This window comes from Candidatus Desulfosporosinus nitrosoreducens (assembly GCF_030954495.1).
Lineage (GTDB): Bacteria > Bacillota > Desulfitobacteriia > Desulfitobacteriales > Desulfitobacteriaceae > Desulfosporosinus > Desulfosporosinus nitrosoreducens.
Genome location: NZ_JAVHUW010000026.1, coordinates 33,734 through 57,595, shown reverse-complemented (window position 1 = coordinate 57,595; position 23,862 = coordinate 33,734). Strand labels below are relative to the sequence as shown.

The following is a 23,862-nucleotide window of genomic DNA, read 5'->3' as shown; positions in this document are numbered from 1 at the left end:
TTCTGTTCAAAATTCCTCCAATTAACCCTTGTGGAAGCGAGCCGTTTCAGCCTGCGCAAATGATCGGTATTCACGTTCTAATAAATCGCGATTCTCCAAACTAAGCTCAGGTTCCATCATCAACACCTTGCGGACCTGCTCTTTAAACTGGCCGAACCTTTCTTTCTCCAAGCCTTTTTCCCGGGCAAAGCCGGCGAAGAATTTCCAATCAAGAGTCTTCTCTCTCTGAACCATAGAAGAACAGGCACGTTTAATTTCCTCCTGGATTCCTTTTAAACGTTTAAAGTCATCGTCACTCAGCTGTTTTCCGCCCAGAAAATCTGCCTGCCAAAGTTCCAGTAAATTCTCTACACGCTGCGGCTCAAATCTTTGCCCATTCCAGCCAACCTCCCAGGCAAAACGTCGGGATTTTAAGGCAACTTTTTCAGAATCGGACCCCTCCCGCAATTCAGTCATAAAAGTTAGGGTCCCCAGCATATGATGCCCTACTAAATACTCAACCTCCTGTTCCCCGGAACTTCCTCCCGGAAGCACCATACTCCAGCGGAAGCGCGGGAAAATCTCCCTGGTAAGTCGTGCACTCTCCTTTTCATGTTGCAGAAAATGCCGCTTTCCTTCCGGAACCAAGGCAAAAGGCTGCCCGGGGATTGCCGTACTTGCTTTGATATGCTTTACCATCAGAACGTCCGGATAATGGTCCAATCGTCCCCCATGGATTTCTACCTCTTTGTTCAGCCAAGACTCCAGCTTTTTGCCGATCAGTTTGAATTCATTCAGGTAATACGAATTATTTTTCTGGTGAAGAGTTCCCCAAGCGTAACATTCCCGGCTGGCCGTTTCCCATTTCCCCAGATCATGAAATAAAGCTGCCAGACGCAAAACAATTTGCGGGGGAGTATTCATAACAACATGACGAGTGTGCTCCCAGGCGTCTTTGGTATGATAACGATTCTGGGTTAAGCCTTTAAGCCTGGCCAATTCCGGAATATGAGACTGAAAATAACCTAAACGGTCCAGGAACTCAAGAGCCTGACCGACATCCTCCAAAATCAAAAGCCTGCCCAGTTCTGCGGTAACCCGCTCCAAGGAGGTCCTGGCCAGTTGGGCCACATGCTCCACAGCAGCCTGCCAGGTTTCTTTCTCAATCTCCAATTTATAATGAACGGCAAACCGAATCAAGCGCAACACCCTCAGCGGATCTTCCTGAAAGCGGTCCGAGGCCTTGCCGCAAGCTCTCAAGTGTCGCTCCCTTAAATCCCGCAGCCCATTTAAAGGGTCTTTTAGTTCGCCGGTCCGGACATCCTGATAGATAGCATTGATGGTAAAGTCTCTGTGCAAAGCATCTGCTTCCAGTTCTCCTGAGAAAGACACTATATCCAAACGCTCTGTTTCCCGGAACAGACTGACCGTCTGGAATTCCGCACCGAGAGAGTGCGGGGTATATCCCCATTGCAGCAGAGCTGCGCAGATATCTTCATAAGGCAAGGCCATAACGGCATCGACATCTTGGGAAGGCATTCCCATTTGGGCATCACGCACAGACCCACCGACTTTATAGATTGGACTTAAGCGGCTTAAACGTTCTAAAATTTCCTGCTGAAAGGATGTGCCACACATGAAAAGCCTCCCTATCCCTTGGAAAATAATTGCTTCAATCTAAAATTTCCTTCAACAAAACACAGAAATTTTAGATCCGACACTGATGCGCCAAGTGCTTTCCGGGCCCAGCTCTCCATCAAGATCTGAATGAATAGGGCGATCCGTATGCACCGTTAACTCCGAAGCCTGAAATTCTTTCATTTTTTGCGTGCTGACATGTTCCCCCCGCAAAATCCTCAGGAGTATGCGCAGAGTCTCCGGCCAGCCAACTAACGGAACCACTAAAATATCCAGCTTGCCGTCCGATAAAGAAGCTCTGGGTACCAGCTGTCTGATTCCGCCGACAGAAAGACCGTTAACTGCCATAAAGAGAATCACTTCTTCGTGATAATGCTGACCGTCATACTCATACTCCACCCCGAAAGGCCGATAAGTCGGAAGGGTCTCAATCCCTTTGAGAAAATAGGCCAATTGACCTAAAGAATTTTTCACCCTCAGGTCCACCTTTTGCGAGACATCCGTTAAAAGTCCGGCGCTGGCAACATTTACAAAATAGCGGTTATTGACCATGCCCGTATCCATACTGTAAATATTGCCCCGGCCAATAACTTTGCAGGCTTCGGGTATACTCTTGGGCAAATGAAGAGCATAGGCCAGGTCGTTAGCCGTGCCCACGGGCAAAATACCTAAAGCGGGACGCTGAGCCGCCGGAATCGTCACCAAGCCATTAACCACCTGGTGAATGCTGCCGTCTCCGCCGGCAATCACCAGACGATCGACATCCCAGCTGCGGGACGCCGTTTCTTCGATATCTTCCGGCGAAGAAGCCCGGTGAACGCTGACTTCATGTCCGCTTTCCTGAAAAATCCGGATCACAGTATCCAGTTGTCCTGTTAATTTACGCCGACCTGCATAGGGATTGTAGATCAAACGCAAGCGTTTACTCAGCATGTTTTTGGAAATCGACTCCTTATCTGTCGTTATCTGCACACGTTTCTTTCACTTCCCTGGTGAGATTTCCTATCCTTCCGACTCTTTCCGGCTCAAACCTGTACGCAACCGTTGAATCTTTGTCTTCAACAAATAGGCGACAAGGAAAAAGGCCCCTGCTAAAATGGCGGTAATCAGGCAGCTTACGATCAGCACAGCCTTCGTCTCATCGTAGGGTAAGCTTTTATTCAACATATACACCATCACAAGATTGGCAATAGGAAAAAGAAGCGTTTCCAAAGCTAACCCCCGGAAAATAAGAACCCAGAGATCGAGACTCGTCTTCTTGAGCCCAAAAGCTTTCCTCATTAAGAGTACTAAGGCAATAAAGGCACCCGCCAATAATCCCCCAAGGCCATATCTGCCCAGCGCCACAACAACATCCAAATAAGCGCCCAGTCCCCATAGAACCACACCCAAAAAAACAGAAAGCAGTTTACTAAGCATAATACCCTCCGGCTCTATTCAAATTAATCCTCTTTCCATCAGCTTACCCCTTAGCAGTACCCCCTGACGAAGTCCCTGATCTTAAAGTTCATAATTAACCTTGATGGAAACGGCGGGCTAAATGCTTAAGTTTTCCGGAGATTTTCCCAAGACTTGCCCTGCTTATTATTTCAAATTCTCAGGGTTTAAACCTGCCAATTCAGGCAAAACAAAACGGCCGTCTTTGCGGACTAACTTTCCATCAAAATAAATTTCACCGCCGCCATAATCGGGCCTTTGGATGCAGACTAAATCCCAATGCACAGCCGACTTGTTGCCATTATAGCAGTCATCATAGCTGGACCCGGGAGTAAAGTGGAAGCTGCCGTCAATCTTCTCGTCGAAGAGAGTATCTTTCATTGGTTTCAGGATAAAAGGATTCACGCCCAAGGCAAATTCTCCGACATAACGTGCTCCCTCATCGGTATTAAAAATCTCTTCAATACGTTGAGTATCGTTGGCGGTTGCCTGGATAATTTTACCGTTTTCAAATTCCAGGACAATATTTTCAAAAGTGAATCCCTGATAAGAAGACGGAGTATTATAACTAATCCGCCCGTTGACAGACTCTTTAAGCGGTGCCGTATATATTTCCCCGTCGGGAATATTCATCAGACCATCACATTTAATCGCCGGCAGCCCTTTGATGGAAAAGGCCAGATCCGTGCCCGGTCCTAAAATCCGCACTTGGTCTGTTTTTTCCATTAATTTTTTCAAGGGGTCCATGGCCTGCGACATCCTGGCATAATCCATGTTGCAGACATCGAAATAAAAGTCCTCGAACCCTTCCACACTCATCATCCCTAACTGGGCCATAGACGCGTTGGGATATCTTAAGATGCACCAGCGAGTATGGCTTACCCGCTGCTCAAGATGCACTTTTTTTTGATAGTAGGACGAATACAGTTTCATGGCTTCACTAGGAACGTCGGTCCATTCGTTGGCATTTTTTATGGCCCGAATTCCGATAAAGGCCTGCATCTCCTGCATCCGCGCCAGATCCCAGCGGGTCATGGCTTCAGCTTGTTCGAGCGTGAATTCTTTTAATAACTCACGCATTAAGGTATGATCTATAATAGAAACAAACGGCATACCTCCCGCCTGGTAGGCGTGGCGTACAAGCGCCTGGACCAGGGAAAAATCAGACCCTATCACCTCAATCAGGATTTTTTCGCCTGGTTGTAAAGCAACGGAATAATTAATTAAAGAATTGGCTAGTTTCTCAATACGCGGATCTTTCAAATTGGAGCCTCCTTACACAGTTCGTCTTTAGGGGCAGCAAAACTCACCCGAGCGCGGGAAATGTCCTTCGTCTTCACCAAATTCAGCACAATGAATTTGGGCCTTGGATCTTAAACTGCTATCGATCAGGGTATCCTTCCTATATTCTTCATTCCTGATCATTTTCCTTTTTATCAACATTTTATAATCCTATTCTCTTTGACATACTCATTTCATCAGCCTAGCAACAGGGGAGGCCATCATGAACTCAAGCACTACATTATGGGAATACCGTCTGCAATCCGAAGATGCCGGACAAAAATACCTTTCCATCCTCAAGCACAAATTTCACTTTTCCCTTAAGGTCCTGCAGCACCTGAAAGAAGGCGAGCGGGTATGGGTGGATGGACATTTCACCTATTTGACCGCCCGGGGCAAAGAAGGAGAAGTTCTTTCCCTTCAGCTTTTTGCGGAAGAAGAGACAACCATTGAGGGCGAAGACCTGCCCCTCAATATTCTCTATGAAGACGATTACTTATTGGCCGTCAACAAACCCGTCGGACAAGTCGTTCACCCTAACCATCGTTATCCCTGCCAAACTTTAGGGAATGCTGTCGTCGGGTATTGGCAAGGCCGAGGAGAACACAGGCTGTACCGTCCAATCCACCGCATCGACCGCAACACCTCAGGGGTGGTCATTATCGCCAAAAATCAATTTTCCCACCAACAGCTTGCCTGGCAGTTGGAACGCGGTCACATACACAAACGCTACGTCGGCTTTGTCCAGGGCCTCCTGCGGGAAAACAGCGGAACAATCGCTTCTCCCATCGGCTTTGCCGCCAATAGCTTTATTAAACGCCAAATTCGGGACAACGGCGAACCTGCACGAACAAACTATCGGGTCCTCCACCGTTACGCCGGGGTCAGTTTCCTGGAGTTTACCTTGGAAACCGGAAGAACCCACCAAATTCGGGTTCATTGTGAAAGCCTTGGCCACCCTCTGCTGGGGGACGATCTTTACGGCGGCGATACCACCCTCATCGGCAGACAGGCCCTGCATTCCTCTGTCTATGCTTTTCTCCATCCCGCAACCGGCCTTCCGCTTGTGATCCGCGCACCCTTTCCCGCAGACCTTAAGGATCTGCTCAAAGCCTTAAAGCCTTAAACTCCTAATCTCCCATCCGTTTATTTTCCTTTAGTAAATCCCTTATTTCCGTAAGAAGCTGTATTTCCACACTGGGAACAGGTGGTTCAGCGGTTTTTACGGATTTTTTCCTGTTGAGGCGGTTTAACAATTTAACGAGCATAAAAATAGCCCCGGCAATGATCAGAAAATCAAACACAGTCTGCAAAAAATTCCCGATATTGATCGTTACGGCTTCTTTAACGACCTTGCCGGAACTATCCACGACAGCGTTTCTCAGCCACAGCTTAAGCTCCGTAAATTGAACGCCGCCAATCAGCAGCCCAATCGGCGGCATAATAATATCGGCAACCAGGGAAGATACGATTTTGCCAAAAGCGCCTCCAACGATGATACCAACGGCGAGATCGACAACGTTCCCTCTTGTCGCAAACTCTTTAAATTCTTTGAGAAGTCCCAAAACTATGTCTCCTTTCCCTGAGCTAACATTAATTAATAAATTCTACTAAATTATGAACAGAAAGACAAACTGACTGGAAATACAGCCAAATTATGCTTACATTTGATTTTTTATAGACAAAGTGATATTATGTCTACTAAATACTTAATATATTGAGGATGTGTCTAAGATATGAAAATGTCGGAACTGTTTTGGAATGCTTCAATTGATGATTTGAAACAAGGGTTTTTTCAAGAACCTGAACACTATACTTGCCTGCTCTGTGGTCAAAAAATCGAAAAAGGGATTGTTTATCAGCAGGACGATGTCTTCTATGAAGCACTTCGCTATATAAAACTCCACATTGAACAGGAACATGGATCAGTGTTTGAGTTTCTCAATAAGCTGGATAAAAAATTCACAGGGCTTACCGACCACCAAAATACACTTTTGCGCTGCTTCTATGCAGGAAAAAGTGATGCCGACATTCAAAAAGAACTGGGCATTGGCAGCGCTTCAACCATTCGCAACCACCGCGCCTCTCTCAAAGAAAAAGAACGACAGTCAAAGGTATTTCTCGTGATGATGGAGCTTCTTAAGGATAAAAGTCAAAGCAAACCGGTCTTTCTTGAGCCCCCCCAAACAGCTACGATGGTGGACGACCGCTATAAGATTACCCAAACCGAGAGCGAAAAAATCTTAGCCAAGCTCTTTCCTGAAGGGCTTGAGGGCCCTCTGCAAACGTTTTCCATCAAAGAAAAGTATAAATTAGTAGTAATCCAGGAAATTGCCAAAAGGTTTCAAGAACATCAAATCTATACCGAAAAAGAAGTCAATCAAATCCTGAAATTTGTTTATCACGACTTTGCAACACTCCGGCGCTATTTAATAGAATACGGCTTTTTGAAACGAACGGCAGACGGCAGCCAGTATTGGCTCAACCATGATTCAAAGGAAAAAGGAGATGCAGCTATGGAGCGCAAGCAGGAACTAAAACGTCTCTATAAGGAAATAAAAACGGAAGCCGGAATTTACCAGATTCGCAACCTTCGGAACCAAAAGATCTGTCTTGAGAGTACTCTTAACCTTAAGACGATCAATGGCAAAAAATTCAGCTTGGAGAGGGGGGGGCACCCAAATAAGGAGCTCCAGAAAGAATGGCTGGAATTCGGAGCGGAGGCCTTTGCTTTTGAAATTTTAGAGATTCTAAAAGTGCCCGAAGACGGTTATTTTGATATTAAAGATGCCCTAAAAAAACTCAACGAAAAATGGTTGACCAAGCTTCAGCCCTATGGCGAACGAGGCTATAATATCCCTAAACCAATTCCAAAGAAGCACTGAAAAAAGAGTGGATATGCCTACTGAAGGCACATCCACTCTTTTTTCTAGTCTCAAAGTTCTTCTTTCATAGCGGCTGTAGCGGCGACAATTTCTTCGAACAACTCAATCTCAGTCGTTTCCCTTCAGCCTCTATCTTTTCTCTTTTCCTTTCAGTTTCCGGCAACTACTGCTTTAACGACCTGATTGTCTCAGCTTAAACTTCCAGCGGACTTCCTTTGAGTCCTCGACAAGAGCTCAGCTAAGCATTCTTGACCCAGTTCCCGGCAGCCAAGTTCCACCGCTTTCTCACCATAAAAGCCATGGAAATCCGACCCCCCTGTCATGGCCAAATGATACTTTTGGGCATATTGCCAGGACTTGTGCCGGTCATCTTCCCGATGACTTGGATGAAATACTTCAATCCCCCCCAAGCCCAACTCCGCCCACTCGGCGATAGCATCAAAATTGCCAAGCTGACCCGGATGCGCGAGCACAGCAACCCCTCCCGCCTCTTGAATAGCCCGGATCGCCGCCCGCGCATCAATATACTCCAGCTGAATATAAGCAGTACCTTGAGGCTGGGTACTGTTTCCCCGCCGGAAAAGCTTTTGGTAAAGGGGGCCATAAATGCTTTCGCAGTAGCCTTTGTCCAACAAAGCGTGCATTATATGCTGTTTATAAACACCTGTTCCCCCTTCGTATTTCTGAACATCCGCCCAGGAAATATCGTACCCGGCCGCTGCAACTTTTCTGAACATTTCAGAGGCTGCCTGCTTCCTTTGCTGAACCAAAGGCCGGCACAGACTATCCAGAGCAGGATGTCCCGGCTCGATATACAGCCCGAGAATATGCGCTCTCTTTTCTCTCGGGTAATCATAGGCTGAGATTTCTATACCCGGCACAATGCTGACTCCAATCTCATGGCCCGCCTTTACGGCCTCTGGCAAACCTTGAGTAGTGTCGTGATCCGTAACAGCGAGATGGGAAATCCCTTTCTCTTTAGCCAGGCTGACAACCTGTCTAATACTGAGGGAACAATCGGAAATCGCCGTATGCACGTGTAAATCAATCATATGGATCATCCTTTATAGCTTATTTTTGCAAAGGGCAACCTAAGTTTACCTTTGAGGGCTGTACTTTATGATTGATCTTCAAAAGATTCGTATTATAAGCGACAGAAGCAAGGCCATAATTACCAGCAAAACCGTCCGCAGAACAAGCCATACTTTTTCAGAGAGTTTGCTTAAACTCAAGTCACAGCTGTCTGTCCTTAGCTGCGCTTCCCCCTCAAAGGCTGGATACTTCCCGGGGGGAGCCGTGTAGAGACTTAATTTCCCGCAAATATTCCCGGATTCTTCCTTGATCATTTCTTCAAATTGGCTGCTCATAGAATCACCCCTCTGCCAAGTGAATGCCTCCTGCCCCCGCTAGGTTATGCTTCAAACTTGTCTCTGAGGCATTGAGGAAGATATGCAAAGGCTTCTTGCCAGATCAAAGGCGAACGAAAAGCCGCTACCAATAATTTGTCGTAGCGCGATCTGCTGCCATCCTTGCGCCCTATGAGAACTCCTCCCCCGCGCTGCTCTATGAAAATTCTGGCCGCGGCAATGTCCCATTCATGGACATTGGAGGAAATAAACAGATCATATTCTCCATTTGCGACCTTGCACAACTCTAATGAGGCACAGCCTAAATAGCGGTGGGCTTGAGCCTTCGACAACATCCCCAGCACATCCATACCCAGACCCGAGAATTCCCGCATGGTTCTCAAACTGATCCCAACAACCGCACAATTCAGTCTCTCGTTCCCCTCGGGTAAGATGTTTAAACGGTAGCCATTCATGACCGCACCTTCGCCATGTCCTGCACTATACATTACAGCGTTGGCGACATCATAAACCAAGCCAAAAACCGGGATCTCATGTCTGTATAAAGCCAGGGATATAGCATAGTCCTTGCCGAAACGGTAATAATTAACAGTCCCGTCAATAGGGTCGATGACCCAGGTATAACCACCGGCCCCCGGACTTGCCCAGCCCTGGCTTTCTTCAGCAAGTATGCTATGTCCGGGATATCTCCCTAAAATTGCTGCGACTAACAAATTTTCAATCAGCAAATCATCATCGGTGACAAGATCCATCTGAGATGACTTTTCCCTCACTTTAATCTTCGTGCTTTGGCGTTTTTGCTTTAACTTAGACCCTGCGGAATATATTAAAACCATGGCAAAGTTGTACATGTCTCTCTCTTCAGCGTTCATTGGCTCTTAACCCTTTCCGACAAAGATACAGCTATAACTTATAGACGGGCCAATCCTCTTGACGGTAAAATTCAGTAAAATCATCGAATTTTCGCGCCTCCGCCCGGGTCAGTTTAAATTCATTTCCATGACAGCGCTCCGATCCCTTGTTAAACATCAATCATAAAGCTGATTCCATGTTGCTGAAAACCTTGCCGCAGATAAAAATTGTGAGCCTCCACTCTTTTTTTGTTGCTGGAAAGCATAAGCTTATAGCAATTTTCTTTCTTGGCCTGCTCCAGCACAAATTGCATAAGCTGTCTTCCCAGGCCGCAGCCTCTGTATTCAGGACTTACGATCATACCTTCGGCAAGGGCAAGCTTTGCGCCTTGATGGCCCAAATTTTCTATAATGATCAAACTGCAAGTAGCGACTATTTTTTGCTTAGCTTCCGCCACGAAGACTTTATAGTAGGGATAATCGCTGATTTTGCGCCAGATTTCCTGAGCTTTATCCTCATCGATTCCCTCTTCGCCATCCATATAGTTCAACAGGTTTATGACATCCGTCAAATCAGCCTCTGACGCCGGTCTGATCAACATATAAGGCCAACTCTTTCCGGCGTGATAATCCGGGCATTGCCGATACCTAACTTTTTCGCTCTCATTCCTGTCCGCTCCTTGCTTGAAAAAATACCGCTCCCTCAGCCAGGCACTGTTCTTAATGTTTCTTTTGCAGCATGCCCTTCATATTTGTCGAAACCAGCTCAAGAACAACAGCGACAGCAAGAATAAAATAGGTTATTAACCCAACCTCCCGCAGATCGAAGTAAAAGCCGCCGGCCATAAACAGGTCAAAACCGATCCCGCCTGCTCCGGCGGCGGCCCCCATCGCCACAGCATTGGCAAAGTTAATTTCAAACCTCAAAAAAGTCCAGGAAAGCAAATAAGTGACGGAGGAAGGAATAACCGCCTGAAAAACAATCTGCCACCAGTTGGCCCCGCTGGCCATTAAAGCCTCTATAACACTCTTATCCAGATCTTCAAAGGATTCGGAATAGGCCTTGGTTAAATAGCTGATAGAATGAAAACTCATACCGATGATTGCCGCAGCACTTCCCAGGCCGGCTGCCACCGCAAAAATCAAAACCCATAAAATCGTCGGCACTGCCCTGATATAAGCGACAAGGCCTTTAATAAGATTGGTAACTCCCTTCGGAGCCAGATTCTGAGCGGCTAATAGTCCCAGAAACAAAGCAACAATTCCACCGATCAGGGTCGTTAAAAAAGCCAGTCCTAAAGTAATCAAAACATTATAAAAAGCTTCGCCCCAAGTAAAACGCTGAGAAGCGGGGTGCAGAAACATGGTTTTAAAATTACTGTAAGTATCGGCAAACCCTTTAAGGACATTGACACCCTGGTAATCCATGGTAAGCAGATAATATACGGTCAAGGCTGCTAAGATAAACAAAATGCTCCGCATCGCGATTAATTCCTTAGGCCAAGGTTTGTTAGTTCCGCTCGATTTATTGTCCTTTAAATTCTCGTCTAATTGCGCCCAGAGGTTCATTGACTCTTCCAGCTGCATCACAAAATCACCCTCCTAATCTTATTGGATATAACCTCAATGAGGATCACAGTGATCACGATGAAAACCACAACTAAACTGGCTGCGTGGTAATCAAACCTTTTGTAATACAAATCAAAGGAAAACCCTATGCCCGTGCCGGTCAACACTCCCACTAAGGTGGCATCGCGAATATTCGTTTCTATCATGAACAAGAGCCAACTGACCATTTGCGGCAGACTGGCCGGCAACACGGCCTGAAAGATGATATGGCAATAACCGGCGCCGGTCGCTTGCAAGGCTTCGATCGAGTTATTGCTTACTTCGTCGATGGTTTCCATAAAAGCCCGGGTTAAAAAACCAAGAGAACCAAACAACAGGGCTAAGTAACCCGTCAGTGAACTTTGGCTGAAAGCTATCATCAAAACCATCGCCCAAGCCACAAGCGGTATATTGCGAAAGAGAGACGCCAGGCCCCTGCTTAAAAAACTGCAGAAACTGCTTATTCTTGTCCGGCGCGAACCGGCCAAGGCCAGAGCCAGGGCCAAAACAGAGGCTACCATCGTTGCAGCAATGGACATCAGCACAGTTTCCCACAATTTAGGCAGAACATCAGGCACAATCCGCAAGGATTTAAGGTCCGGATAGAAATTGCCGGCCCCCCAGATTAAAGCCTTAGCAATGCTGGAAAAGCCTTTAAGCACATCGTACTGGGTGATAAGGGCTGACACTACCGTTAAAATTGCTAAGGAGAAAAAGAATAGCAGATGGTTATTCCTGCGTTTGGTAAAAATATCAGCCCGCATATTTTTCACCGAAATCAAAAATCAGATCTTCAGATTCCGAGCCATAAATAGTCTGAATCTGTTCAGGGGTCAGATTGCCCGGCATGCCGTCAAAAACTACCCGTCCTTTATTAATGCCTATAATTCTCTCGGAATACTTCAGGGCTACTTCCACCTGATGCAAATTGACGATGACCGTTATCCCCATTTCCTGGGAAATATTCTTCAGATGATCCATGATGATTTTGGCGGCATTGGGGTCTAAAGAGGCGATGGGTTCATCGCATAAAATTATTTTCGGGTTCTGAATTAAAGCTCTGGCTATGCCGACACGCTGTTTTTGTCCACCACTCAACTGGTCGCAGCGTTTGTAGACTTGCTCATCTAAACCCAAGATTTTAATAATGCGCAAAGCCTGGCTTTTTTCATCCTTAGTGTATCTGCCAATGACCCCTGCCAGTGTCGACTTGTAACCAAGCCTGCCGTGGAGCACATTCTCAATAACCGTCAGGCGGTCGACCAGATTGTAATGTTGAAAGATCATGCCAATCTTTGTCCTGAGATTTCTCAGCTTCTTTTTACTGAGGTTTGAACACAATTCACCGTCAAAGAAAATCTCACCGCTATTTACTTCGATCATCCGGTTGATACAGCGGAGAAGCGTCGATTTGCCTGCTCCTGAAGGACCAATGATGGAAACAAATTCACCTTCCTCAAGGGAGAAACTGACGTTGTCCAGGGCAGGAGCTGCTTGATTATAATATTTGCTGACATTCTTTAACTCTAACAAGGCCATAGCACAATTCCCCTTTTCCTAAAACTGAAGAGAAGCGTTGCCACAACCTTTCCATTCTTTCCTCATGGCTGTGGTCGGTTCCAACGCCCCTCCCTTCAACAATAGATAGCAATCTTATTTAATTGCCTGCATGCAGTTAGGAGTTCTTTAATTACTCAGGTCGCGGATCGGTTGATAGAGGGAGTCATCGGTTGCCAGAAAACGCTGTGGCGCATTAAAAAATCCTTTGGCTTTAGAATCTTTAGGAATAAAAATCTTTTCGTTTTTTGTCGTCTCAGCGGAGGTTAAAACCTGAATCATGGCGTCCACGGTTTTTTTGCTTAAAGCGCTGGTGTTAACCGCAATGGGGCCGTTAATGACCGGGATGGATTTGATCACGACATATTGCGCTCCGGCCAATTTACTGAAAGGATCGGCGGCATTTTCTTTCACCGTGTAAACCGCTCCCGGCGTGTTATCTTTCCCCGCTGTGAGATCGACGTAACTGGACACATCGACATCATCGACAGAAGAGACATCCGACTTACCGGTTAAAAGATTGACTAAGGATAACTGATGCGAACCCCCAAAGAGTACTTGACTGAAAAACTTCCCATTGCCGCCTTGCAGTAGGTCTTCCGCTTTTAGGTTTTTCCATTTGTCCTGCTTGGAGAAATAAGAAACCATGAGTGACGTCGGTACTTTAAAGCCTGAGGTTGAACTGGTAGAAACAAAAGAGTATTTTTTACCTGCGATATTATCAATGGAGTAACCGTCGCCGGATTTATATTGATCCTCATTCCCTTTCTTGACGAGGATTCTGCTATAATACAAGGCGTCTTTCAGGGTTCCGGAATCCCCGCTGTTAACCACAAGAGGAACAACCTTGGGATTTTTGCTATGGGCTTCGACATAAGACTCTCCGCCCAGGTAGGCCAATTGGGCGTTGCCGCTGGCAATGGCTTCAACCGTAATTGCATAGTCCGTCGTTAACTTGTCTACTACCTTTAAACCAGTGGCTTTTTCAATAGCCTGATCAATTGCCGCCCGGGTATCCTTGAAATCCTCGCCTGCATTATTGGGCAGCCAGGCAATGGTGATGGCAGCCGGGTCCTTGACATCTCCTGTTGCACTCGACGAAGTAGAGGGTGTGGTTCCGCAGCCTGCCAGCAGAGCTGACACCAGCATAACGACCAGCGTAAGTAAGGGGACTTTTTTCACGACGATTCTCCTCTCAAGTTTAGAATAGTTTTTCTCTGCCCTGTATCCCTGAATTTCGGCTAACCTTGCGCTTGAACCCTTCGGCTAACCTTGATCTAATTTTAGCTAACCTTAATTAAGTTCCCATTAATCTAATGTAATATTTGGGTTAAATTTAAATTTATGACATTCTTCCCTCGGACATTTGGTAAACCCGGCTGCAGATGTTCTCCATAAATTCCAGATCATGAAAGATTCCCAGCATGGTTGTGCCCGCGCTTTTTAATTGTTCGATAAGTTCCCGCACTCTTAACTTGGAAGCATGATCCAAGCTGGCTGTAGGTTCATCCAAAAGCAACAGCCTCGGACGCTTAACCATAGCTCTGGCAATATTCAGGCGCAGTTTTTCACCTCCGGAAAACGTTGCGGGATAACAGTCCCATAATTCCTTGTCCAATTCAAAATGCTCAAGTATCTTACGGGCTTCCCGTTCCGCCCAATCTTCTTCACCTCCCATTTCCCTGACCGCTTGTTTGACCAGCTCCCGCGCTGTAGTCCGGGGCATTATATTGAGAAATTGCGATACATAACCTATTTCCTGCTTTCGCAGACAGATCATCTGCCGTTCTGAGACGTCTGCCAGATTAACAAGGCCAAACTCTTGGGAGTTATACCAGATACTGCCCTTTTGCGGTTCGTAAGTACGGTAAATACATTTAAATACCGTTGATTTTCCACTGCCGCTTTTCCCGCTAATACCGACAAATTCACCCTCTTTTAAATCAAGGTTAATATCGTCCAGAGCCTCAATTTTCTTGCCTAAGTTATGAATAACGAAAGCTTTGGATAAATGCCTGATGGTCAGTATTTCTTTCATTTACACACCTGCTTTAAAATGCTTGGCGACGAATTCATGAATGGGAAGATAAAAATCCTCAAGTCGTTCTTTAATAGTCTCATAAGGCCAGTCCCACCACTTAATTTCCTCCAATTTTCCGGCGATGTCTTCAGGGAACCGTTTCTTGAGGGGTCTGGCGGGAACACCGGCAACGATAGCATAAGGGGCGACATCTTTGGTGACCACTGCGCCGCTCCCTACCACAGCCCCATTGCCGATCGTCACCCCGGGCATAATGATCGCAGCGTGTCCCAGCCAGGTATCATGGCCGATGGTGATTCTTTGTTCCTTTCGCCACTGAAAGAATGCTTCATCATCGCAGTCAGCAAGGCCATACTTCAAGCGCCTGTAGGTAAAGTGGTGCAGGCTTGGCCTTGCCAGCGGATGAAATACCGGGCCGACTCTTACCATGTCCGCAAGGTTGGAGAATTTCCCTATTTCGGCGTTTTGCAGGGTACAGAACCGGCCTGTATAGGAAAAATCAGCGAGTTTTACATGTTCCAGTACATTAAAAATTCCAATCTCCGTATATTGACCCAACTCCACCTGGCACAATTGACAGTTCTCCGCAATAAGCGGTTCTTTACTCAGCTTATTGAGCAACGTTTTATCTCCTCCTTACCAAATCCAGGTCATCAAGCCGGCAGTTCCTGATCCTTAGCCGCTGCGCCGGAAGCTTTTCTCCCGGTCCGCTCAGGGTAATGGGTCTTCTGCCTGAGCTTGCCATTGACTAAAACCGCCGTTATGACCGGATAATTATCCTCGATCCTTTCAATGATCAAGAGATCCGCTTTTTTCCCGGCTTTAATTGACCCGATTTCCCGGTCCAGGTCCACCGCCTTAGCAGGATTGAGGGTAACCAGCTTAAAGGCCTCCACAAGGTTCAGGCCATAGTTCTCCTGCAGCGTGAAAACAGCGTGCAAGAGCGCGGGCGGATAATAGTCGCTGCATAAAATGTCGATATTATGAGCCACGATGGCTTCCGCCGCCGACAAATTGCCGCTGTGGGAACCGCCTAAAAGAACGTTCGGCGCACCTGCCATGGTGAACATGCCTTTTTCTCTGGCTTTGCGGGCTATTTCCATGGTGATGGGAAATTCACTGATTGTCGCGCCTAAGCCTTGCACCAAATCCAGCTTATCAACAGTGTCGTCATCATGAGAGGCGATAGCAATCCCCTGTTCAGAAGCCAGCTGGGCAATTTCCCTCATCCCCTCAAGGGTTATCTTTTCTTTGGCCTGATGTCTGGCGATCATTTCAGCAATGGACTCGTCGTCAACGTCATTATAGCTTTTGACCATATCGCTATAGACTTTCAGATCTCTATACTGTCCCTGCCCCGGTGAATGATCCATGAAAGAAAGCAACTGCACCTTTTTCTCCTTGATGTAGGCTTTTAAGCTGGCGACTTCGTCAAAATTATCGATTTCAAAGCGGGCGTGAAAACGATGCCGGATCAAGTGCTGACCCGTATGAGTTTTGTCAATTAAGTCAATGAATTTCCTGACATTCTCAGGATCACGGATCGGCTTCCGCTTATACTCTGAGTCTTTGAACAGGGAAAGAGAGTGGAACATGGTTGTAATGCCATGGGAAAGCAAATGTTTTTCTGTTTCCCGAACACTCAGTCCAAAATCCATGAGACAGGTCGGCCTGGGTGCCGCCATATTCTCGATGTAATCCGAATGAATATCTACAAATCCGGGGGTAAGATAGCCGCCTCCCCCGTCAATGACTTGCAGACTACTGTCCCGCTCGTCATTGCCTTCAGGGACTATTTTTAAAATCTTATCTTCTTGCACCACCAGGTCATACCCTGTCAAAATAGACTCTTCGGTAACTATCCGAACATTTGTGATCAAATACATAGCCTTTACTCCTTTTATTCCCCAGGGACTATAGCAAAGATTGCACTAACTTTTGCGTATAACCGTGCTGCGGATCTTCAAGAATCTGATCGGTCAAACCGTGTTCAATTATCCGGCCATCCAGCATCACAATAGTGCGGTCGGCCAGCATTCTGATTACCCCTAAATCATGCGAGACAATAACCATGGAAATCTTCAGCTCTCTCTGGATCGTCTTAATCAGATCAAGGACACTGGCCTGAACCGATAAATCCAAACCTGTCGTCACTTCGTCAAGCAGAAGGAGGGGCGGATTGTTGGATAAGGCTTTGGCAATTTGGACCCTTTGCTGCATTCCTCCCGAGAAGTTCTTGGGGGCTTCCTTCATACGGTAAAGCGGTATATTTACATGTTCCAGCAATTCTTTGCCCCGGCTTTCCATCACCTTCACGTTCCTGTTGCCGGCTGCAATCAGCTTTTCGGCAATATTGCCGATTGAGGAAAAATTCATCTTCAGACTCAAAAGGGGATTTTGATACACTTTGCCCAGGAAATGATTCCTAAGGTAGCGTTTTTGCTGGGACGATTCTGCAAAGACATTGGCTTTGCCGTTTTTGTAGCTATGAATATAGGCCTCTCCGCTGCTGACTTCCTGGTCAAAATACAGGCACTCCATCATCGTCGACTTGCCGCTGCCGCTTTCGCCAACGACGCCTAAGATTTCGCCGGCATACACTTCAAACGAAATATTGCGGCAAGCATATACCGTACCGCAGACGGGACAGTAATTCTTCAGCAAACCCCGGGCCTCCGGCCCTCTGCAGCTGGCACATCCCCCGCCATATTGCTTGTTTATCTTCCTGACGGATAAAACCGGCTGTTCAAAATCTTCCATTTTCCCATCCCCATCCTATGGTTTGGTATTTAAGTTCTGCAAGCAATAACTGGTATCGTTGCATTGATAAAAGGTTTCACCCGTTGCCTCATCCGGTATTTCATCCAGAAATACACCCCTGGCTCCACACAAGCGGCAGAATTTATCCTGAAATGATTCGGCTTTAAACGGGTAATCTTCAAAATCAAGGGACGCAACCCGGGTATAGGGAGGCACGGCATAGACTTTTTTTTCACGTCCGGCGCCCAAAAGAATCAAGGCGGGCGAATAATTCAGCTTAGGATTATCGAATCTCGGAATAGGGCTGGGAGCCATAACATACCGGCCATGAACCAGCACCGGATGATCGGCGCCCGTCGACATCGCCCCGAAATTCATGATTTGCTCAAAAAGCATTAACCAGGCTCCGCTGTATTCTTGCTCGGCGTGCAGTTTTTTGGTCTCATATTCACTCGGCTCATAAGACCTCAGCGGTTCCGGCAACGGTACCTGAAGAACTAAAATCTGACCTGCCTGCAGGGGAATTTCCGGAATTCTATGCCTGGATTGCATAATTGTCGCCTCTGCCGTCTGATCGGTTACCCTGATTCCCGTGGTCAAAGCAATCAGTCTTTTAATGTTGACGGCATTCACGGACTCATCAGAACCCTGGTCAATAACTTTCAGAATGTCTTCTTGACCCACCAGGGAAAGGGTCAGTTGCAAGCCGCCTGTTCCCCAGCCCCTGGCAATGGGCATCTCCCTGGAAGCAAAAGGCACTTGATACCCGGGAATAGCAATGGCTTTTAGGGTCGCCCGCCTGATCTCCCGCTTGGAGCCTTCGTCGAAAAAGGCATAATTATAGTTTATCTTCATGGCTTCACTCCTCATGGGCTTCCAACGTCAGATTTTTTAAAGCCTCAGCTTTTTTCAACTTACGGACGCTGTCCAGCTTGGATTGGAAGGTCACGTAGTGCGGCAGCTTCAAATGTGAGATAAACCCTGTGGATTCGACGGCATCAATATGCAGAAGGACAAACTCTTCATCATGGGTCGGAAACTCCGGATTTGCCGTTTCCAGGCAATGATCTAAAATACTCATAGCAATAGCCTTCGTTTCATTCTGCCCGTAACAAATTCCATAGCCTATCCCGAATTCTATCTCCTTTTGACCGTTTATCTTCTGAAGGTCTTCCGGGAACAAAGTTTCCACCTCTGTAACCTTGATTTGCCCGATATAATAAGCATCCTCCTCATCATGTTGCTCAGTGAGAGGGTTGCCGACATAGATAGGCAGGTTGCCAATCCTCAATTCTCCCACCGTCGGATGCAGCGCCCCATAACTGCGCTGAGCCGCATACCCCAATGAAGTCAGGGCGCCGGTCTGCCCTCTCGTTAGAATCTGAAGCCGTTGGCTGCGGCTGGTTGGAAATTGCAGACTCTCCTTGGTAACATCATCCGGCTCGCTCTCATCTTGGGCACTGAGGGGAATCAGACCTTCGGCCCGAAGATAATCTAAAACCTTGGGCAAACGGGTTAAATCCGTTTTGTCGTCAAGGTTCCCCCTTGCCGCAGCGTAGGCCTTTACCCAGCCGGCCGCTGCTTCATCCGTTTCTTCGCTCAAGTTAAAATCGATTAAACGGTGAGTGTAATCATTGGCTGCCCCTAAAATTTGTCCGCCGGGAATATCCTTAAAGCTGGCCGATATTCGCCGTTCCACCAGCATTTCTTCCGACTCGACTGTGCGCGAATAATGCTTGCGCGGCAGTGTTGAGCGATAGGCCCGCATCAGGAACACCGCTTCCTCAGGGCTCCCCTCAGCCTGTTTGACAGCCAGCGCAGCCAGAGTTTCGTTATAAAGGCTGCTCTCCGACATAACCTGGTCGATCAGGCAGCGCATACCGTTTTCAATTCTCGGACAATCCAGGACAAGGCCCTTTTTCAACCGCTCATATTTCAGGCGTTTCCCAGATTCCTCTATGGCCAGAGTACCGCCTTTTACCGCAACATAACCCATCTAACCAACCACCTGTTTTCTGATTTGAGTTGTGCGGGGGAGACATAAAATGTTGCTCTCCCCATCCGTGAACATCACATCAACTCCCAAAGGATATTCCCTATTTTTTTCGGCACGCAGATCAATCCAGCAAGGGCTTGCTTTGACGTCAATATACTGTTCTTCCTGGATGCCCGGGCCTGTTAGCCTTAGATTGCGCCCATTGCTCACGGCCTCCGCCTCAATGAGGATGGTCGCCCCTTTGTGCGGATTCAACAGGTCTCCCGGATAAGACTTATTAAAAGCCGTCTCTAAATCCTCCGCCGCGGCATCTTGCAAGACAAGAATATAATCCGCGCTTGCCAGTTCCGCTGCCCGGGCATAGGTCAGCTGGCTGATAAGTTTGGTTATTTCTGCTTCAGCTTGGGAGCAGACCTTAAAGGTTACTTCCGTATCAAAAAGCATTAAAGCCAATACCAGGGTTGAGCCATAACAACCGGCTGCCATCTCCGCTTTAAGCGCCTGGGAACGAATGTTTTTAATCAAGCCCGGCCGGGACATGGCATCCAGGGTTTGACGGTAAACCGCTTGAATATCGTGAACCAAATCCAATTCCATTATCTCTACCCCTCTTATCTAGACATTCATGGTGTTAAAATTCACTTTAGTCATTAAAACCTTCTTCTCTAAGGCCCGGCGTTCTTCAGCGATACGGATTTCTTCAAGCTGCAAAACCTTTGCCCATTCCTCCGTCTCCGCTAACCTGGCATTATAGGCCGCATCAATAATCGCCAAGTTGTAGGCAAGCCCTGGTTCATGCCCCTTAACCATGCCGATCCCTAAGGTTCCGGCGACCATCACCTTACACTCGGTAATCAGCACCTCACCTAAGTAGAACAAACTTCTTTTAGCGCTTTCCCGGACTTTAACCATGACTAAACCATTATTGCTTTCTTCGATGGTCTTGACCTCATGTCTGTTTAATATCTCCGCGGCTAACCTTTGGGCGACCTCTGACGAACCCTCGATTAAAATCCTGGTCCTTTTTTTTCTGATCATGGCTTAGCCCTTCCTTTATGCGTCTTTGTCCCGGCCAATTGCCCTGGGATTTCCGAACCTTCGGATCATCCTCAGCATAACTTGTTGCCAAGTTCATGGTGTTAACGCTTTGTTAAGGCTTTGTTGGCCCTTCGTTAAATCTCTGTAAGGCCTCTCTGAAAAATCAAAAGACCCGTAAGGAAGGCAGCTTCGCCCACAAGAGTGAACTCATTTCATGGAGAGGCGGTAAAGCTCACAAAGATTGCGAGGGGAAGCGGAGCCATTGGTTCACATCAGGTATTACCCGGAGGTTTGGCGGAGCTCCCTCGCAAGCGAGTGAGCAAGCCTCGGAATGTTGAGTTCAGGATGTGGGCGAAGCTGCCCGACCCCAAGGATCTCTTTCTCATTGATCAGTGGTGTTACTTCGAGGCATGTATGCCCAACTGTAACAAAAAGGGCTGTAACCAACTTAAGGATAAGCTGGTTTCAGCCCTGCGGCAGATCCGAACAAAAACTACTTGCCGCACGAAGTTAAAAGCAATTGAGAACGACATTTCTAGGGTATCACATAGGAAAAACAATCGCTTCTGTAAAAAATCTTGGTATATTCTAAAACCCGGCCGCTCATTTTCTCCATACAGCCCGACTCCAGCACCAGAAGCGGGATTAAATGCGGACAATCCAGCAGTTTCCTTTGCGACTCTGTGGGAAAGGAAACGCTTAAAACACTGGGTTTGGAAGAAAACTCCCGATAGCCTTTGCTGCTGTAATAATCGAACATCGAGCTGATATTGGCTCCCACAAGGTCGATATCAGCAAATACCGATTTGGCAACATAAGAAATATGCAGGGCAATAGGTTGCTGGTCAATATACCTTAGTCTCCCGATTTTAAAGACCCGGTCTCCCTCCTTATTCTCTAAACAGGTATAAATTTTCTTATTGTAGCCAATCTCCTTGCAAAAGATAGTGTTTGATTGGAAGTTATATCCCTTTTCCAGCATTTTTCGGCTAAAACTCACATCCCCGCTCAGCACAAGCTCAATGTGGCGGGATCTGTCTTTGACATAACTTCCTTTTCCTTGCTTTTTATAGATATAGCCCAATTCCTCAAGCCGTTCATAAGCCTTGCGGGCTGTGATTCTCGGCACCTTGTATTTTCCGGCTATTTCATTTTCCGAAGGCAGTCTGTCATGAGCGCTGTATTTGCCTGAGGAAATCAAGAACATCAGCTTATCGACTATTTCCAGTTCACCGGACATTGTCCCGCACCCGCTTTCCCCCAACCACTTCATTTTCCCAATGATCGTCTGCTCTTAAATTTGTCAGAGCAAATCAGCGGCTATTGTCGCCATGGTACTCCGCTCTCCCTTGACTAAGCGAACCTGTCCATAAAAGGACTGCCCTTGAAGGCGTGCCGCAACATAAGTCATACCGTTGCTTTCTTTGTCCAAATAAGGATGATCAATTTGATCCGGATCACCGCAAAGAACAATCTTTGTCCCCTCCCCCGCCCGCGTGATAATTGTTTTCACCTCATGGGCGGATAAGTTTTGAGCTTCATCGATAATGATAAATTGATTGGGGATGCTCCTGCCCCGGATGTAGGTCAAAATCTCGACCTCTAACTGTTTTTTCTTTTTCAGCAAATCAACAGCGCTGTCAATCACCGCTTCAATTCCTTTTTCCCTCTCCCGCTCCCGTTTGGGCCGGAGTAACAAATCAAGATTGTCATAGATTGGCTGCATGTAAGGACGTACTTTATCGTCTTTTTCTCCCGGTAAATAACCGATATCTTTGCCGAGAGGAACCACCGGCCGGGCACAAAGAATGCGCGCATACCTTTCACTGTGAATCGTCTGCTCCAAGCCACTGGCTAAAGCAAGCAAGGTTTTGCCCGTACCTGCCGGACCCATGAGATTTACCAGGTGAACCCCGGGGTTGTTCAGTAAGGCTAAGGCCCAATGCTGTTCCAGGTTCCTGGGGGTAATTTCCCAAGTCGGCTTGTGCCCAAAAGCCGCAAGTATTTCCCTGCCGCTTGTCGAGGAAACAAGCGGCAGGGAGGTGTTTTCAGCCAAAACACAGGCGTTGGGCGGCACGGCTTGGTTTAATTTTATGGCTCCCTCGCTGTATAAGCTCTTTATCTCCTGCTCATCCGGTGTAATCCTAAGCACATCGTCTCCAAGGGGTGGTAAATATACTTTATCATTAAAGTAATCCTGGGTTGCCAAACCGAGAGCATCCGCTTTAACCCGCATAGCAATGTCTTTGGTCACAAGAATTACCGGCCGTTCTTCTTCCTGCCTTAAATTCAAGACAACACTTAAGATCCGGTTCTCCGGTAACGTAAGGTCGGAGGCTAAGGGCAATTTTTGCGGTGACGAATGGTTCAGCTCAATGCGCAGGACCCCGCCGGACTTTAGCTTTACCCCTTGGGAAAGCTGACCTTTTTCCCGTAATTGATCTAAGTTTTGCACAGTCTCTCTGGCAGCTCTGCCAATATTGTTGAGCAGCCTTTTTTTGTGTTCTAATTCTTCCAGCACCGCATAAGGAATGACAATCTCATGCTCTTGAAATTGGTAAATTGCCGTGGGATCATGAAGTAGAACGCTGGAATCCAAAATATAGACCTTTGGCAAATTCAAGCACCCCTTTTGCTTCATTTGGAGAGACGGTTCGCTACGCTGGAAGCCATATAAGAATCCGGTTTAATCACGCATTGAAAGCCACACGCTCTAACCCAACCACTTATTTCTGAAATATACTTAGCTGTCGGGCCATTATATCCCGCATCAACATGAATCGTTATCTCATTCGGTATCTTGTCTTCTCTGAACTTGAGATGCAATCTCTCAGCTAATTCCAGGCTCAGATTCGTTTCATAGAAAATCTTCTGGCGAATATTACTGATTTTCTTGACTCTCCTAATTTCCGAGAAATAAATCCCGCCTTTACCGATTCGATTTTCAATTCTATGGATACCAATGGTTACCGGTATCTTTGTGTAAGCAAAATTCTGGCTGTCGGTTCCAACGGACACTTTGTATTCTCCGTTGCGGTCTTGCGCTAAGTAAGCTTTAAGCAACGAATACATTTCTTCAAAAGAAACTTCCCCATAAGTTCTGCTGTGCATTAAATAGCATCTCCGTTTCTCAACTTCCGTTACGGATTTAAAATGATGTTCAATTAGTAGAAAGCGAAACCATAAACAAAAATCCGAAAGGCCATGAGTAAGCATACTCATCCTTTCGGATAACCGTTTTAAAAACTTGGCACAAATCATTGGCTGCGGCAAGACAAACTATTTTGAGCAATTTTGTGCGACGATTGTTTAAGCTCTGACCCAAACGCATGATTGCCTCCCATCTTCCTCTTAAAAACAGAAGGAAACTTTTCCAGTGAAATTTCAGAGATTGTTGAAAAAATATGGTTAAATTACTCTGGTT

The 23,862-nt window shown here is 46.8% G+C and carries 26 protein-coding genes; 2 read left to right on the top strand and 24 right to left on the bottom strand.

What is annotated here, in order from left to right:
- Positions 1 to 21 precede the first annotated feature (21 nt).
- The 4 genes from REC12_RS02975 to REC12_RS02960 all read right to left on the bottom strand — a co-directional run bounded on the left by REC12_RS02975 (position 22) and on the right by REC12_RS02960 (position 4,317).
- Complete coding sequence (locus REC12_RS02975; protein WP_308892268.1) at positions 22 to 1,617, bottom strand: tRNA nucleotidyltransferase/poly(A) polymerase-related protein; 1,596 nt, start codon at positions 1,615 to 1,617, stop codon at positions 22 to 24.
- A 51-nt stretch (positions 1,618 to 1,668) separates the two neighbouring features.
- Positions 1,669 to 2,550, bottom strand: coding sequence for a diacylglycerol/lipid kinase family protein (locus REC12_RS02970; protein WP_308892367.1), 882 nt, complete (start codon positions 2,548 to 2,550; stop codon positions 1,669 to 1,671).
- A 69-nt stretch (positions 2,551 to 2,619) separates the two neighbouring features.
- Positions 2,620 to 3,036 (bottom strand): hypothetical protein, encoded by a 417-nt coding sequence (locus REC12_RS02965; protein ID WP_308892266.1) that lies wholly within the window; start codon positions 3,034 to 3,036, stop codon positions 2,620 to 2,622.
- Positions 3,037 to 3,201: 165 nt separating this feature from the next.
- Positions 3,202 to 4,317: an aminopeptidase gene (locus REC12_RS02960; RefSeq protein WP_308892265.1), complete on the bottom strand. Its 1,116-nt coding sequence runs from the start codon at positions 4,315 to 4,317 to the stop codon at positions 3,202 to 3,204.
- A gap of 241 nt (positions 4,318 to 4,558) precedes the next feature.
- Between REC12_RS02960 and REC12_RS02955 the strand changes: the two genes are divergently transcribed.
- A complete protein-coding gene (locus REC12_RS02955; RefSeq protein ID WP_308892263.1) occupies positions 4,559 to 5,461 on the top strand; it encodes an RluA family pseudouridine synthase in 903 nt (300 codons plus the stop codon).
- A 4-nt stretch (positions 5,462 to 5,465) separates the two neighbouring features.
- Here REC12_RS02955 and mscL read toward each other — a convergent pair whose 3' ends face one another.
- A complete protein-coding gene (gene mscL / locus REC12_RS02950) occupies positions 5,466 to 5,900 on the bottom strand; it encodes a large-conductance mechanosensitive channel protein MscL (RefSeq protein ID WP_308892262.1) in 435 nt (144 codons plus the stop codon).
- Between the two features lie 171 nt (positions 5,901 to 6,071).
- Here mscL and REC12_RS02945 point away from each other — a divergent pair, with 171 nt between their 5' ends.
- Positions 6,072 to 7,220, top strand: a complete 1,149-nt coding sequence (locus REC12_RS02945; protein ID WP_308892260.1) for a DUF2087 domain-containing protein — start codon at positions 6,072 to 6,074, stop codon at positions 7,218 to 7,220.
- A 188-nt stretch (positions 7,221 to 7,408) separates the two neighbouring features.
- Here the strand turns inward: REC12_RS02945 and REC12_RS02940 are convergent, their stop codons facing one another.
- From REC12_RS02940 to REC12_RS02850, 19 genes are all read right to left on the bottom strand, one after another.
- Entirely contained in the window at positions 7,409 to 8,272 is an 864-nt protein-coding gene (locus tag REC12_RS02940; RefSeq protein ID WP_308892258.1) for a PHP domain-containing protein, read from the bottom strand.
- Between the two features lie 78 nt (positions 8,273 to 8,350).
- Positions 8,351 to 8,587, bottom strand: coding sequence for a hypothetical protein (locus tag REC12_RS02935; protein ID WP_308892256.1), 237 nt, complete (start codon positions 8,585 to 8,587; stop codon positions 8,351 to 8,353).
- A gap of 44 nt (positions 8,588 to 8,631) precedes the next feature.
- Positions 8,632 to 9,459 (bottom strand): inositol monophosphatase family protein, encoded by an 828-nt coding sequence (locus tag REC12_RS02930; protein WP_308892254.1) that lies wholly within the window; start codon positions 9,457 to 9,459, stop codon positions 8,632 to 8,634.
- A 149-nt stretch (positions 9,460 to 9,608) separates the two neighbouring features.
- Complete coding sequence (locus REC12_RS02925; RefSeq protein WP_308892252.1) at positions 9,609 to 10,040, bottom strand: GNAT family N-acetyltransferase; 432 nt, start codon at positions 10,038 to 10,040, stop codon at positions 9,609 to 9,611.
- A gap of 118 nt (positions 10,041 to 10,158) precedes the next feature.
- Complete coding sequence (locus REC12_RS02920; protein WP_308892365.1) at positions 10,159 to 11,025, bottom strand: PhnE/PtxC family ABC transporter permease; 867 nt, start codon at positions 11,023 to 11,025, stop codon at positions 10,159 to 10,161.
- Positions 11,025 to 11,819 carry a PhnE/PtxC family ABC transporter permease gene (locus REC12_RS02915; protein WP_308892363.1) on the bottom strand — a complete coding sequence of 265 codons (795 nt, stop codon included), beginning with the start codon at positions 11,817 to 11,819 and terminating at the stop codon, positions 11,025 to 11,027. The genes REC12_RS02920 and REC12_RS02915 overlap by 1 nt, the downstream gene beginning before the upstream one ends.
- The gene (phnC, locus tag REC12_RS02910; RefSeq protein ID WP_308892251.1) at positions 11,800 to 12,585 is read right to left on the bottom strand and encodes a phosphonate ABC transporter ATP-binding protein; all 786 of its coding nucleotides are present in this window, start codon (positions 12,583 to 12,585) and stop codon (positions 11,800 to 11,802) included. The genes REC12_RS02915 and phnC overlap by 20 nt, the downstream gene beginning before the upstream one ends.
- A 147-nt stretch (positions 12,586 to 12,732) precedes the next feature.
- The gene (locus REC12_RS02905) at positions 12,733 to 13,785 is read right to left on the bottom strand and encodes a PhnD/SsuA/transferrin family substrate-binding protein (RefSeq protein ID WP_308892250.1); all 1,053 of its coding nucleotides are present in this window, start codon (positions 13,783 to 13,785) and stop codon (positions 12,733 to 12,735) included.
- A gap of 160 nt (positions 13,786 to 13,945) precedes the next feature.
- Entirely contained in the window at positions 13,946 to 14,641 is a 696-nt protein-coding gene (gene phnL, locus REC12_RS02900; protein WP_308892248.1) for a phosphonate C-P lyase system protein PhnL, read from the bottom strand.
- Entirely contained in the window at positions 14,642 to 15,265 is a 624-nt protein-coding gene (locus REC12_RS02895; protein ID WP_308892246.1) for a DapH/DapD/GlmU-related protein, read from the bottom strand.
- Between the two features lie 32 nt (positions 15,266 to 15,297).
- Entirely contained in the window at positions 15,298 to 16,530 is a 1,233-nt protein-coding gene (phnM, locus tag REC12_RS02890; RefSeq protein ID WP_308892245.1) for a phosphonate metabolism protein PhnM, read from the bottom strand.
- Between the two features lie 28 nt (positions 16,531 to 16,558).
- The gene (locus tag REC12_RS02885) at positions 16,559 to 17,404 is read right to left on the bottom strand and encodes an ATP-binding cassette domain-containing protein (protein ID WP_308892243.1); all 846 of its coding nucleotides are present in this window, start codon (positions 17,402 to 17,404) and stop codon (positions 16,559 to 16,561) included.
- A gap of 15 nt (positions 17,405 to 17,419) precedes the next feature.
- Complete coding sequence (locus tag REC12_RS02880) at positions 17,420 to 18,259, bottom strand: alpha-D-ribose 1-methylphosphonate 5-phosphate C-P-lyase PhnJ (protein WP_308892242.1); 840 nt, start codon at positions 18,257 to 18,259, stop codon at positions 17,420 to 17,422.
- Positions 18,260 to 18,263: 4 nt separating this feature from the next.
- Positions 18,264 to 19,400 (bottom strand): carbon-phosphorus lyase complex subunit PhnI, encoded by a 1,137-nt coding sequence (locus REC12_RS02875; RefSeq protein WP_308892240.1) that lies wholly within the window; start codon positions 19,398 to 19,400, stop codon positions 18,264 to 18,266.
- Positions 19,401 to 19,997, bottom strand: coding sequence for a phosphonate C-P lyase system protein PhnH (phnH, locus tag REC12_RS02870; RefSeq protein ID WP_308892239.1), 597 nt, complete (start codon positions 19,995 to 19,997; stop codon positions 19,401 to 19,403).
- An 18-nt stretch (positions 19,998 to 20,015) separates the two neighbouring features.
- Complete coding sequence (gene phnG, locus REC12_RS02865; protein ID WP_308892237.1) at positions 20,016 to 20,438, bottom strand: phosphonate C-P lyase system protein PhnG; 423 nt, start codon at positions 20,436 to 20,438, stop codon at positions 20,016 to 20,018.
- A gap of 535 nt (positions 20,439 to 20,973) precedes the next feature.
- Positions 20,974 to 21,678 carry a GntR family transcriptional regulator gene (locus REC12_RS02860; protein ID WP_308892236.1) on the bottom strand — a complete coding sequence of 235 codons (705 nt, stop codon included), beginning with the start codon at positions 21,676 to 21,678 and terminating at the stop codon, positions 20,974 to 20,976.
- A gap of 63 nt (positions 21,679 to 21,741) precedes the next feature.
- Positions 21,742 to 23,055: a PhoH family protein gene (locus tag REC12_RS02855; RefSeq protein WP_308892235.1), complete on the bottom strand. Its 1,314-nt coding sequence runs from the start codon at positions 23,053 to 23,055 to the stop codon at positions 21,742 to 21,744.
- A gap of 20 nt (positions 23,056 to 23,075) precedes the next feature.
- A complete protein-coding gene (locus tag REC12_RS02850) occupies positions 23,076 to 23,549 on the bottom strand; it encodes a ribonuclease H-like YkuK family protein (RefSeq protein WP_308892233.1) in 474 nt (157 codons plus the stop codon).
- Positions 23,550 to 23,862 lie beyond the last annotated feature (313 nt).